Genomic DNA, 14,170 nt, shown 5'->3' with positions numbered 1-14,170 from the left:
TTGTTATTTGGGTTTGCTTTTGTATTTTAATTGATAATTTTTAGGTGTAGTAGCATACATTTTTTTAAACTCTCTGTAAAAGTAAGATCGGTTGTTAAAACCAGATTGATAGCAAATTTCAGATACCGTTAGCACATTTTTGCGTAAAAGTTCAGCAGCATATTTTAATCGAATAGTACGAATTAAATCCGCCGGTGTAAAACCAAAAATTTGCTTGATTTTTCGATACAGTTGTGAATTGCTAATTCCTAATTCTTTTTCGATAAACAAACTCTGCAAGTTTTCATTATCGATGTTCTTTCGTATCAGTTCAATTACTTTTTTTACAAATTCTTTATCATCGCTTTCAACTGGAAGGGATGAGATATTGTCTACAAGCGTATCTTGAGTAAAGTATTTTGAAATCAGTTCTTTTTCTTCTAATAACTTTTGAACCCTAATTAATAAATGATCGGGATGAAAAGGTTTTGGGATATACGAGTTGGCACCATTTTCTATTCCTTCGATACGTTGCAAAACCGAATCTTTTGCGGTGAGCATAATAAAAGGAATGTGGCAGGTATTAACGTTCTTTTTAACATGTGCACAAAAATCAATACCATTCATCATCGGCATCATGATATCACTAATAATAAGGTCTGGAATTTCTTTCTCCATCATCTCGATCGCCTCAATACCGTTGTAAGCACTGAGTATCTGGTATTTTTCTCTGAGTAATTCCTCGAGAAATAAGTGAATTTCCTTTTCATCTTCTACGATGAGGACTTTCTTTCGGGTATCTTCTAATGTATCTAGAGATAATATTTTCTGAGGAACGGTGTCCATTTTATTGGGAATATCTTCGAGAATATTTTTTAAATGTTGAGAGATTATGACGTGACTTTGATCATCGTCGATTTCTTTAGGACTAAATGCCTCTTTATAGCAAGGAAGTACTATTGTAAAAGTAGTTGTTTCATTGGCAATACTAGACACAAGTACTTCTCCTCTTAATACAGTAACAAGTTTCTTAATATAGGCAAGTCCAATACCGGTTCTAAACATATTATTGTCCTTGTCTTTTATAGTGTCTGCTAAGAAAAAACGATCAAACAAGGCATCTAGTTTTTCGTCTGAGATACCTTTACCGCTGTTGGTAACAGTGATGTTTAGTTGCTTTTTTGGACTATCTTCCACTGCTATTTTTATATCAATTTGTCCGTTAATAGGAGTGTACTTGAAAGCATTTGACATTAAATTAAAAATAATTTTTTCAATTTTATCCTTGTCATACCAACCTAATAACTGAGATGGAATGTCTAACTTATAATCAATATTTTTTTCAATTGCCCATTCGTCAAATAATTCAGCGATTTGTTCGGCTAAATTGACCATGTCAAATTCTTTCACCGAAACGTCTAAATAATCGTACTCGGCTTTTCTGAATTCTAATAATTGTTGGGTAAGAAAAAGCAGTCGCGAGGAGTTTCGCTGAATCATCTGTATGTACTTCTGATTCCTTTCACTGAGGTTAGTCGTTTCTGACAGCTTTTGTACAGGACCTACAATCAGGGTAAGCGGAGTTTGAAACTCGTGAGCAATGTTTGTAAAAAAGCTTAGTCGGTTCTCATGAAGTTCTTCCTCTTTTTTTCTAAATAGGATATTTTGACTTAGAGATTGACGTTTTCTATAATAGCTGATCACAAATAGAACAAAGAAGAAAAATAATAAGGAGTAGATAAATAAGGCCAAATTAGATTGCCAAAAAACGGGCTTTATCTTGATATCTATCGCATGAACAGGTTTGCTCCATACTCCATCGCTGTTAGACCATTTTACCCAAAGTGAATAGTTCCCTCTTGGTACATTTGTAAATGAAATAATGCGGCGATTATTAATCGCATTCCATTCTTTGTCAAAATTCTTTAATTGGTATGCATACTGGCATTTTTCACTATTAATATAGGTCAATGCGCCTAATTCTATATCAAAAAAGTTTTGATTATGGTCTAACACTATGGACGGATGACTAGTAGAGGTAGGGGCAATTACTAAACCTTGATAATAAGGTTTGGCTTGATTTTGACCACTAATCTTATCGATTAGTAAGTCTGGAACTAATGTAGATTCTTTTATTTTTTCTGGTAAAAAGTAATTAAATCCCTTGATGCCTCCCATAAAGATGAAATCAGATTTTGGATCTTTATAAAAGGCGCCATCGGCAAATTCATTATTTTGCAAACCTTCATTTTTGGTGTAATTAATGAATTTGTTTGCTGATGGAATAAAATTAGATAATCCAAAATTAGTACTAATCCAAAGATTCGATTTATTATCAGATACAATTCCGTGAATGGTATTATTCGCTAAACCTTCCTTTGTCGTATAACTTTTAAAAACCGCTTGGCCGTTGCTTTTTATTTCGACTAGTTCGTTGAGTCCAAAACTTGTTCCTACCCAAAGTTTGTTTTGACTATCAATATGCAAACTTAAGATGTCATTATTAGACAAACTAGACGAGTTGTCTTTACTGTTTTTATAAATTTGAAATTCTCCAGATGTTTTATTGAAAAGATTGAGTCCACCTAATCGTGTACCGATCCACAACTGGTTTTCATTTTTAGGAACAATAGAGAAAATGATGTTACTACTCAGAGATTTAGCGTTTTCATTATTTGCTAGGTATTTTTTAAATTCATTAAGCTGCAATTTATTGCCACTTCTTTCTATTTTACACCTAACCATGCCGTAACCATTTGTGCCTATCCATATATAGCCTTTGGCATCTTGATAAATGGAATAGGTTGATTTAAAATAATCAGCAGAGGAAGTTCCCAGAATTGCCGACCAATTAATTAGCTTTGAATTTTTTAAATCATAAACGGTAATTCCTTCGCCATCAGTTCCTATGAAAATCAGGTCATTTTGCCCTTTGCATAAGGAAAATACAGCATTATTTGAAAGCCCATTTTTTTCATCGAAATGGCTATAGTTAAAGGTTTTGTCAGGATTCAAATAAAAGTTTGATGGAATTTTAAATAATCCTTTACCTTTAGTTCCAATCCAAAACGAATTGTCTTCAATTTCTAGAAACGTTCTTACGATACCACCATCTAGTTCTGGAATCATCGTTTTAGAAACGAGGTTGAACGATTTTTTTAGGGGATATATTTTAAAAATACCATCACCATCTGTGCCTGTCCACAGGATGTTTTCGCTGCCTTGGATAATAGTCGTAATCTTCTGATTAGTTAAATGTTTTAACCAATTCTTGACGACAGTTTTTCCTTCACTATTAATTATCTTATAGCCTTTTGACGAAGTAAACACTACTCCTTCTGGAACTGTTCCTACTATGTTTTCAATACCGCTATCCAGCGGAACTATTCTTTTAGTATCAGACAAGGAAAATAAGTGGCCACTACCAGAAGTACCAATAGTCACTATTTTTTCATTCTGTAAAAGTTCAAAGTTTTTAATGTTATTAGCAATCAGAACTGCCTCTGTAGTTTTGTTTTCAAAACCCTTCTCGTTTAAAAGTTGATAGAGTTCGTTATTTTCGTACAGTAATACTAAAGTCCCTTTGTTGGTGAATTCCATTTTTCTCACCGCTTTTTTGGGTAAGTTTTGGGATTTTAATGCTATGAAGTCACTTCCATTATAATAACCAATTCCCCAGTCTTTCACCGCACAAAATACATTTTTTGACTGATTTAACGCAATATTAAATTCGGATTCTGAAAGAGGAGGGGTGTTCTTTCTTTGAAAATAAAAACGTTGAAAACTATCTGTTCTTTTGTCATAACGGTTAATGCCGTGCATAGTTACAACCCAAATGGCACCTGCTGCATCCTCATCTATCTTGAGAATCACTTGATTGCTTAGACTATTCTCATTGTTCAGCTCAGGCCTAAAAATTTTAAAGTTATTCCCGTCATACCTATTCAAACCGTCCCAACCTCCAATCCAAATTAAATTTTGTGAATCCTGAAAAATTGTATTTACAGAGCTATTGGATAAACCTTTAGTGTTATCTAATTGTTCGGAAGAAAATTTAGTAGTAATAGTATCTAATGGAATTGAAATTCTATCAATAGTTTCCTTATTAGTTACTTCATCAGAAGTTAAAGAGCTATTGTCAAGATTCGCTTTTTCAATCTTACTACAGGAAATAAGTAATAGTAATAGAAAATTTAAGTATAGAATTTGATTCTTCAATTAAATAACTTTTTAAGATTTATGGGCTACAGCAAGAACGTATACTTTTATACATATATTCAGGCTGTTGTGGTATTTATGGTTTTATATTCCTAAACTTTTTTTAATTTTTTTATGCAAATACAAGCTGTGCAATTGATAAAATTCATTTTCAAATGTACGTAAAAAACGCTTAAAAGTTTGTGAAATGAAGCTGAGTTGTCTTCTTGAGGACAACTGTTACAAGTAGCAAATAGCTAATCCAATAAAAATAAGTAGATGAGATTGACGTCTCTACCTTAGATTAACGGTGATTTGTAGGCTGCAAAAAATATATACTTGTCAATCACTCTTTTTGTTAATTCACTATTCAGCAAAGAAAAATGTTTAATTAATAAAATGAGTGATTAGGATATATGTTTATACCTCAATTAAGATATAAATTAGTACTCCAATTTTTAGTTCAATTATAATTCGATAGCGCTAATTATCTTTCTGAATTTATCCACAGTAATTGGTTTTACAATGTAATCATGTACTTCACTAATGGTCTTTGCCTTTAGTAAATCATCTGGATTCATAGAAGATGAAACGATGTAAATGATGATGTTTTTACCAATACTCGGTTTAAGTAAAATGTATTCTCTTAGAAATTGCCATCCATCCATGATAGGCATATTAAGATCAAGAAAAATAACATCAGGCAATTTTTCCTGATTATTTATATTTGCAGAGAAATAATCAATAGCCTCTTTTCCATCGGAAAAAATGTAGACGTTTTTAACAGTATCAATTGTTTTGAACGTTCTCTGCGCAGTAAATTGATAGATATCATCATCATCTATTACTGCTATAGTTTCAATTTTTTTCATTGTCTTAAAATAATATTTTAAATGTAGTTCCTTTATCGACCTCACTGGTCGCAGTTATTTCACCACCCATAGCCAGTACTTGTGCCTTGGTCAGATAAAGACCTACACCTTTAGAATCAGGGTGTTTGTGAAATACCTTGTGAAAACCAAATAATCGGGTACCATTTTCCACTAAATCAATTCCTAATCCATTATCTGCAACTGTCATCTGAATTTTGTTATCAATTGTTTTTGTTTCAAAATGAATGACTGGATTACGATTTGGCGATCGGTATTTAAGTGCATTACTTAACAAATTTTGCATTATACTTTCTAAATATATGGAAGAATATTTTATAGAAGGAGCGCTGGCAAAATCACTAGTAATTGTTGCGTTGAATTCCATCGCCTGACCCTGAAAAGACTCTAAAGTTTTGTCAAAAGTTTTTTGAAAAAATAGTAATTCTTTTTCTTCTTTTAAATCATTTCGAATAGAGACAACTTCTAATAGTTCATTAAGTGTTTCACTTAGATTATTAACTGTTTTTTCAAATTTTCCTATTAAGAAATCCTTGTCTTCCATTGTTTTCTCTTCATTGTAAAAATACAGAAGGGAATTTAAATTGCTGACAGGTCCTCTAAGATTATGAGATATGATGTAAGCAAAATTTTCTAATTGCTTATTTTGCTCCATTAAATGATGTGTTCTTTCTTTAACCGTTTTTTCTAAATTTTTATTTGCAAGTATGACACTATTTTCAGCTTCTTTCCTTTGATCATCGATGCTGTTCAGTTGATTTGATGCTGAAACTATAAAATACAAGGCCACTAGCATAAAAAAGGTGACAAACAGTGCAATACCAAATTCTTCTGAAATTAACTGGTAACGATGAGTGAAAAGTCGTAAAAAACCGATTATAATAACAGCTAATCCTATTTTTGGAAAAAGATTACGGCTCATAATATTTCCTGTCTTGTCACCAACAAATATCCCTACAATCCCAAATTTGAGTTTTATTAGCGACATACCTATTGACAAAATAAGAAAGGTAAAAGAGGTGTGGATAGCCATTGAAGTGAAAAAAGATAGCTTATAAAAAATTGGTACATTGAACAGATATCCTATAATGGCCACAAAGGAAATCAAGGTTACAACGTGCAGCAAACATTGAGAGATTTTGTTAAAAATAGTTCGTTTAGAAGCGATGCCTAAAAATGATAAACCGCATAAAGCAAATGAAAAGGAGGTAGATGGAGAAGGTCTTCCTGGAAAATGACTGGCAGCTTTGATGGCTTCATAATCTTTTATTAGAAATTGATCCATACCAAAGTCATAACCAAAAATATTTTGCGCCAAAGATGCAGTAGCTAATAGTGTCAGGATTAGGGCAAAAATAGTACAGGCTTGATTCCACTTTCTCGTAGATAAGAAATAAAATAAATAACCTGAAATAAGGAATCCAACAGTAGTGTTGATTTTCATTGAAACATATCCAGGAAGTATTGATTTTAAAATCTGTATATCAGCAATCCATCCTACTAAGACAGATAATCCTATAAATATTATAAATATACTTAGTTTAGCTAGTACTTGATCTTTTTTCATCTGATTCATGTTTCCCTATTAATAAATCGTGAACGTACGATATTGAACATTAGGGGTTGCCAATTAAGTATTAGTGTCGTTTTTGTTAAACTGCTACTAAGAAAGTAAATCTAAAACAAAAAAAGTTCTTTTAAAACTATTTTATTATAAATAGTTTAATTGAATAGTATAGAATGTCATTTTGTTTGTTTTGATACTTCATCCAATTGATTAATAGCTGTATGATCTGAATACAAAAAGCACAACTTATTTGTCACTGTAATAATTGATCAAAATAGTAATTACAGTCATTCAATGAAATCTATCTAATTACATCACCATATCCTGCTGCATTTTCTCTATTCTCAGATGCTTTTGCTATTAAAAGATTTCTTTTTCATTTTGCATGTATTAATGCAGTTGTTGCTAGTTCAAAGCCATTGATAGTTATAGAAAAGTTATGTGATAATTCCCTTCTTAGTTCAACAATTGAAGCTTTTTTTTTTGTAAACAGTGAGTGTGCATATGGCTCATAATGAGATTCTATCTTTAGTTCACTATTAGAATAATTCTTAGTTAGTCAAATTAATTAAAGGTTTACAGGAATATAGATATCAAAACGAGCACCCATATTAAGAGTAGAAGTAGCTGTAATTATACCTTTATGATTCTCAATAATTTTTTTAACTATTGCTAAACCTATACCTGTTCCGCTGTATTTCTCTTTACCGCCTAAACGTTGAAATAATTCAAATATTTTTTCACTGTATTCTTGGTCAAACCCAATTCCATTGTCGGTATATTGAATGTGGCAATACTTTTCATTATCAAGAAATCTATTAGGTTCTAATATATTAGCATCTTCAATCGTGCAAGAAATAGTGATATAAGGTGATACATCAGGTTTTGCAAACTTTAAAGAGTTACTAATAAGATTGTGTAGCAATTGCCTCAACTGAAAAGGTATTACTTTTAACTCACAAGTAGAGCCTACTTCAATAATTCCTTTTCTTTGCTCTAACTCTTCAAATAGATCACTTGTTGTCTCAACGATGATATCATTTAAGTTAGTCAATTCAAACTTTTTCTCATTATTACTGGTACGAGAATAGGCTAATAAATCTTGAATTAATGTTTGCATCCTATTAGCCGACGTTTGGATTTTGTAAAAATAATCGATTCCAAAATCGGACAGATTGTCCTTTTCTTTGTCGATAATTCTAGATGCAAAAGTCTGAATTTTTCGCAGCGGTTCCTGTAAATCATGACTAGAAATATACGCAAAAGATTGTAGTTCTTTGTTCATGTTCTCTAAGTCAATATTCTTCTGGTTTAACTCAGCTGTTCTTTCAGATACTTGTTCTTCTAATTCATTAGCAAACATTTTTTGATCCTGAATATCCGTACTTGTTCCTACCCACATTTGAATGTTTCCATCTTCATCCCTTTGTGGAGTAGCTCTGCTGAGCTGCCAATGGTAATTTCCGTCATGTTTTCTAAAGCGATGTTCTAATAGAAAATCTTTTCCTGTTGTGATTGATTTGGTCCATTCTTCAATATTCTTTGGTCTATCGTCTGGATGTACAATATCTAACCATCCATTATGCGCAATTCCCTCTGCGGTTAAACCTGTAAAATCAAACACAGATTGATTAAAATAATTCAATACCCCAGATGGATCTGAAGTCCACACAAATTGTGGCATAGAATCAGCGAGTAATCTAAATTTTTGTTCTCTCTCTTGCAACTGCTGTTGAAAAAAGCGTTCTTCTGAAATGTCTCGTATGGTTCCCATGATAACTAATGGTTCTTCATCAGTGTCATAAAAAACTTTACCTTTTAGTTCAGCCCAATGTATGGTGTCGTCTTCCCAAATAATTCTGGCCACATAGTGCAAAATTCCTGTTTGGTACGATCGTTCAAAGGCTTCTTTTCTAATAGCTAAATCGTCTGGATGAATGTTTTTAAGGAGTTGTTCATGGATGACATTTCGCTCTTCTTTATAACCTAGTATCTCGATACAACGGTCGGAACAAATGGAAATATCAGTTTTTAAATTGTATTCCCAAGTTCCTAAATCACTCGCATTAATAACAATATTCAGTTTTTCCTCATTGGCTTCGACTTTTTGTCTAGCGATTACTTGTTCACTAACATCAAATCCTATGGCCATTATTCCGGTAACATTACCGTCATTATCATACAAGGGCTCATATGAGAAATTGATATAGAAAGTTTCTAATTGAGTATCTCGTAGTAATTGAATTGGAAGTTCTGTAGCTGAGAATTGCGTACCGTTTTGATATACATCAGTCAGAATTTCTCCAATCCCTTGAGAAATCAATTCCGGCATCCCTATCATTAAGGGTTGGTTTACGATTTCAAGTTCAGTACGTCCCCATAATTCTAAGGCCTTTTGGTTAGCTATCTCAACAATAAATTCTGGGCCTCTTAAAATCGCAATTGCTATAGGAGCTTGTACAATCATTTGTCGCAGGTTCCTCTCACTAGTTCGAATTTTTTCCTCATTCTTTTTGCGCTCGGTTATATTAGGGCTTACTGTAGCTAATCCGATAACTTGGTCAGTGATACGGTCTTTTATTCGTATACCGTTCCACTGAATCCAAAACGGTTTGCCCGTTTTTTCATTCCAAAATTGGATTTCATTATATTCGGTTTCACTTTCTAATAGTTGAGGAAAATCTCTTTCGGCAACAACTCTTTCCGAGGGATATATACAATCCATCATCGTTCGACCTTCATAAGAATCCCATCCTAACATTTTTAAACCGGCAGGATTAATGAATTGAATGGTAGAGTCTATCCCAGTTAAACCTATATATTCTTGGCTTGCCTCTATGATGGCAATGAGTTTTTGCTTTTCTTTTTCAGCAAGCGATTGCTGGGTGATATCCTGCAGTGTACCGTTGAATCGAATGGCTTCTTTGTCTTCATTAAACCAAACTCTTCCTTTGGCGTTAACAACACTTTCTTTTTGAGTTACATAATTCCGAATGGTGTATTTGATGTCAAATTTACCTCCAGATTCATAGACCAGTACTTCGTCAATTGCATCAATAACTCTTTTTTTATCTTCTTCGATAATAGCATCTATGGCCGAATTTATCTCAATCTCAGTGGTATTACAAAAACCAAACAACTCTTTCAGTTTATCATTAGCTGTAAACTTATTAGTTTTAGGATTTAAATCAAATGTTCCTAACTCAGTCGCTTCTATAGCAAACTGTAACTGATCATTACTTTCTTTTAAATCACTCTGGTATTTCATTTTTTGAGTAGTTTCAATAGTAGTAACGAGTACACCACCAATCTCTCCATTTTCAGTACGAATAGGACTGTAGGAGAAATCAAAATAACAATCTTCTAAGCGACCATTTCTTTGTAATTGAAAGCCCATTTCAGAGTGTCTCACAGCATTGCCTTCTTTCACATCTTTAAACATAGGCTCAACAATGGGCCAAATTTCTGAGAAAGTTTCTGAGGAACTACTTCCCAAAGCATGGGGATGTTTTTCCAATCCTAATATTGGGGTATAGGCGTCATTGTACAACTGAATGTACTCGTCACCCCATACAATATACATAGCAAAAGGGTTTTCTAACATTACGGAAACCATCACCTTTAAACTATTTGACCAAGTGTCAGGAGTTCCTAATGCAGTTTTACTCCAGTCTTTTTCTCTCATTAATTTTCCCATTTCTCCGCCGTTTGAGAGAAAGTTGTAGGTTGTAGTAGTAGGTTGCATTTGGTAAAAATTAAAGATGATTTAGAAAAAAATAATTCGTAAATGTAAATAATTTGGAAATGGATTTGAAGTAGATTGCTGTATTTCTATTTTCAATGATTCTGCAATTCTAAGATAAATATTAACATTTGGAATTAAATAGCTTTGGATAGCAATATAATAATTGATATGCTGCAGAAAAAGAAAAGGAATAATTAAATTTAAATCTAAAATTATTTTTAGTCCTTATAAAAATGATGTCGTGCTGCATATTTTAACTTAGTTGAAATTTGGTTTTAAAAGTAAAATAGTTGAAAGTTGAACTTTACTAAACGCTTAGAATTCATTACTAATTCAGTTTGTAGTACAACTTTCGTATTCCCTTCTTCAAAAATATTAAATTAAAACCATATTTTGAATAAAATTATAGAAGAGATGGCTCCTAATAGGGTAAATAGGAGAAGGCAGATTAATTTTGCAGTAAAATTCTACTCAGTAGAGCAGATGTAAAGTGTTTTTATCGCGACAAAAACTAACTGGATTTAAAAAGGGTATGGAAATTTTGTCACGTAAGAGCGCTAGCTGAAGTAAGAAGTAACAGAGGACACTATAAGATATTCAGCATAGTTTTATATGAAAATTATATGATTAACCGTTACTTTTCTACTAAAAATTTAGAATATAGTTGATCTAAAGAATAAGATTTAATTAGTGAACTAAATGACTTTAAATTTTTGATTTGCTTAGTGGCAGCAGCTGATACTTGATTTGCAATTTTAGTAAAACCATCCGTGTGTTGTGCTATTTCAATATTTAAGATTTCCTGTATAAGCTCTTTTTTCAATACGTGATTTACCATCCCATTTGATTGGGTATTATTATATGCTGCCAACTTTTTAGCAATGGAATTATTTTGCAAACCTTGGTATGTAAATCCTGCTGAATTTTGATTAAAAGCCCTTGCTATTTTTGTAGTGATAGCACTATTTTGTGTAATTCCTAAACTTTCTGTAGAAACACGTATCAATGTAAATTTATACTCTTTGTTTTGTTCAAAGTACAATACCGTGTTGATGTTCTTTTTGCTACTGAAGATGCCCGACTGATGGGCTCTTAAACAATTTCTTTTACCAGAAATACCTGAACTATGTTTGATGTTTCCCTTGGTTACATAACCAAATAATACAGCTGATTTATTTAGAGATTCAACACTTAGTCTTACATCATCAGAGAATCGTAGATCAACTTGAATTACATTGATGCCGTTTATAAATGAAACGCCTTCAATATTACCATTAATTAGACCAGAATCAAAGCTAATTTGATGTTCGCCATTGTCGGTATTTAAAACACCATTGTGGGTCAACGCTAAGTCATTAAAAACTGTATTTATTTTTCCGTTATTTAAGTAAAGTTTTTTCATAATTCTGGTTATTTGAATGATTTTGGTCGAATGCGAAAAACATTTTAAAGTTCTTCATTTTCTATAATTCAAATTTCGGAAATACGTATAAAAACTTGTTATGTAATTATATAGATATGTTTCGGGATTTAGAGGTAGCGGTAATTTCCTGTTAAAAGACGCAACTACAGCTTTAGAAAATTGCTAAAGTGGAATTTAAAGCAATGGTTCATCCGCAAGGTAAAAGAGGTTCCAAAAACAAATAATGTAATTATGTAGCCATTTAAAAAATAGTAGGAATAGTAAATTTGCCTATTCAACATTAAAGAATTTCTGGTATGTATATATGAAAGGTTGTGCCAATATTTTCATCACTTTCTGCTTCAATGTAGCCATTGTGATTTTCTATAATTTTTTTAACAATAGCTAAGCCTATACCGGTGCCAACCTGAATTTCTTTAGATCCTAATCGTTGAAATAATTCAAAAATCTTATCACTGTAAATATTTTCAAAACCAATTCCGTTATCAGATATCTTTAGATAGAAATACCTTTTATCTTTTTCTAATTGGTCTTTCTTAAAATGTGAGCTATGGTTGAAAGATCCAGTAAACTGTATGTGTGGATGGACACCTACTTTAGAAAACTTAAGGGCATTAGACATAATATTATGGATTAATTGCCTGAACTGAAATGTTATCGCATAGATTTCTATGTTACTGATGATTTCTATTTGAGCATTTTTTTCCATGATTTCTTCCTGAAGATCATCTTCTACTTCTTTAATTAAAGCAGCAATAGAAACCTTTTCATATATTTTTTCAGAACTTGTCGTTCTAGAGTAGGCGAGTAGGTCTTTAATTAAAACACTCATTCGATCAGCAGCCTTACCAATACGAAGCAGATAATCTTTTCCTTTATCAGAAAGTAGGTGCAGTTCTTTATCGATTATTATAGAACTAAAAAACTGAATCTTACGGAGTGGTTCCTGTAAATCATGACTTGAGATATAATTAAAAGCTTGTAGTTCTTTGTTCATTTTCTCCAAAGCAACATTTTGATCGGCTATTTCTTTAGTACGGTCTGACAGGTTACGTTCAATTATTTGCTTTAGGCCCTTATTATACTCGTCTAATTTTTTATTTTGAATTTCTAATGAAAACTGTACATCGTGCAAATCTTGATTGACTTTACGAAGCTGTAGTAAATTCATCGCTTGATTAGATAGCATTTTTAGTGCGGTAATTTGGTTCTCGGTAAGGTTTCTTGGTTTGTTATCTATAATACAAACTGTTCCTAGACCGTAACCGTCGTCTGTAACAATAGGTATTCCTGCATAGAAAACAATGTTGGGATCCCCTAGAACTAAAGGATTGTTTTTAAAACGTTCGTCTTTTCTTGAATCTTCAATAATTAATGGAGTAGTAGGCGATTCAATGGCATGGGTACAAAAAGAGTGTTCTCTTAAAGTGCTCTTAGTTTTTAAACCTAAGTTTGATTTAAACCATTGGCGGTCTTTATCAACAAAGCTAATCAATGCAATAGGTACATCGCAAATGATAGAAGCCATCAAGGTTATATCTCCGTAATCTTTCTCGGTTAAAGTGTCTAGGATGTTATATGCTTGTAGGGCATTTAATCTTTGTGCTTCGTTTATTTCAGCGACGTTATTTTCATACTTCATACGCTGTAAAAATAAACAAATAAAATTATCTTTTACAGATTAATAACTGTTTCAAAATCAAATTTATTTACAACTTGATAAATTATTTAATGACTTGCTTTTTTAGAGCTCTTTTATCCTTAAAATAGTTTTTATCAGCAATATAAATAGTCTTTTTTACTTCACAGTATATAATGCTGCGGTCCAAATTAGTTAGTGTGGTGGTTTTAATTATTTCAAATTCTTTATGAGCAGCGACAATATCTTTTATCGTGTTTACTTCAGCTAGCGTAAAGTTAAAATCAGCATATAAATTTTCTTTAGCAGGTCTCTTAAAGAAAATTTCAGCAGCTTTGTCCCATACTACAAAATCATCACCTATTAAGTGCATTAATTGAATCATCGGAATGGGATCTACAGCTGCAAACATACTACCTCCAAAGATTGAATTCACATAGTTTTTATTTTTATAGGAGATAGGAAGCTTAATGGTGATATCTAATAGATCATTAGAAACTGTAGTGATTTTAGCGGTACTTCGTCGGTACATAGGTGACCAATTAAAACCATATTTTAATAGTGTAGGTTTTCCAATATATTTCGAACCTACTTCTGCTAATTTTTTATAAATGGACATGTACTTCTTCGGATTTGTATTTCTAGCTTTTTTGCTAAAAGCGAATTTAAATAAAAAAAGAGTTGAAATTAAATCTAATAGCCCATAAATCTATTAAAGTACTATTTAAAA

General features: G+C 32.1%; 7 protein-coding genes. All 7 read right to left on the bottom strand.

What is annotated here, in order from left to right; genetic code table 11:
- Positions 1 to 3 precede the first annotated feature (3 nt).
- On the bottom strand, positions 4 to 4,197 hold the full coding sequence (locus tag ACEN2K_RS04655; protein WP_441758155.1) for a hybrid sensor histidine kinase/response regulator transcription factor: 4,194 nt from the start codon (positions 4,195 to 4,197) through the stop codon (positions 4 to 6).
- Positions 4,198 to 4,643: 446 nt separating this feature from the next.
- The gene (locus ACEN2K_RS04650) at positions 4,644 to 5,048 is read right to left on the bottom strand and encodes a response regulator (RefSeq protein WP_441758154.1); all 405 of its coding nucleotides are present in this window, start codon (positions 5,046 to 5,048) and stop codon (positions 4,644 to 4,646) included.
- Positions 5,049 to 5,052: 4 nt separating this feature from the next.
- Positions 5,053 to 6,633, bottom strand: coding sequence for a sensor histidine kinase (locus tag ACEN2K_RS04645; RefSeq protein ID WP_441758153.1), 1,581 nt, complete (start codon positions 6,631 to 6,633; stop codon positions 5,053 to 5,055).
- A gap of 568 nt (positions 6,634 to 7,201) precedes the next feature.
- Positions 7,202 to 10,378 (bottom strand): PAS domain-containing sensor histidine kinase, encoded by a 3,177-nt coding sequence (locus ACEN2K_RS04640; protein WP_441758152.1) that lies wholly within the window; start codon positions 10,376 to 10,378, stop codon positions 7,202 to 7,204.
- A gap of 634 nt (positions 10,379 to 11,012) precedes the next feature.
- Positions 11,013 to 11,780: a hypothetical protein gene (locus ACEN2K_RS04635; RefSeq protein ID WP_441758151.1), complete on the bottom strand. Its 768-nt coding sequence runs from the start codon at positions 11,778 to 11,780 to the stop codon at positions 11,013 to 11,015.
- Between the two features lie 301 nt (positions 11,781 to 12,081).
- On the bottom strand, positions 12,082 to 13,443 hold the full coding sequence (locus tag ACEN2K_RS04630; protein WP_441758150.1) for a GAF domain-containing sensor histidine kinase: 1,362 nt from the start codon (positions 13,441 to 13,443) through the stop codon (positions 12,082 to 12,084).
- A gap of 82 nt (positions 13,444 to 13,525) precedes the next feature.
- Positions 13,526 to 14,059, bottom strand: a complete 534-nt coding sequence (locus ACEN2K_RS04625) for a PaaI family thioesterase (RefSeq protein WP_441758149.1) — start codon at positions 14,057 to 14,059, stop codon at positions 13,526 to 13,528.
- Positions 14,060 to 14,170: the final 111 nt, after the last annotated feature.

The organism is Flavobacterium sp. W21_SRS_FM3, from assembly GCF_052113625.1.
In the GTDB taxonomy this organism is placed as follows: Bacteria; Bacteroidota; Bacteroidia; order Flavobacteriales; family Flavobacteriaceae; genus Flavobacterium.
Note: the sequence above shows the minus strand (reverse complement) of the source record. Positions and strands in the feature narration are given on the sequence as shown.

Excerpts from the sequence above, each read along its gene's own strand:
- ACEN2K_RS04630 (WP_441758150.1), bottom strand. The coding sequence starts at position 13,443 with ATGAAGTATGAAAATAACGTCGCTGAAATAAACGAAGCACAAAGATTA.
- ACEN2K_RS04640 (WP_441758152.1), bottom strand. The coding sequence starts at position 10,378 with ATGCAACCTACTACTACAACCTACAACTTTCTCTCAAACGGCGGAGAA.
- ACEN2K_RS04635 (WP_441758151.1), bottom strand. The coding sequence starts at position 11,780 with ATGAAAAAACTTTACTTAAATAACGGAAAAATAAATACAGTTTTTAAT.
- ACEN2K_RS04645 (WP_441758153.1), bottom strand. The coding sequence starts at position 6,633 with ATGAAAAAAGATCAAGTACTAGCTAAACTAAGTATATTTATAATATTT.
- ACEN2K_RS04625 (WP_441758149.1), bottom strand. The coding sequence starts at position 14,059 with ATGTCCATTTATAAAAAATTAGCAGAAGTAGGTTCGAAATATATTGGA.
- ACEN2K_RS04650 (WP_441758154.1), bottom strand. The coding sequence starts at position 5,048 with ATGAAAAAAATTGAAACTATAGCAGTAATAGATGATGATGATATCTAT.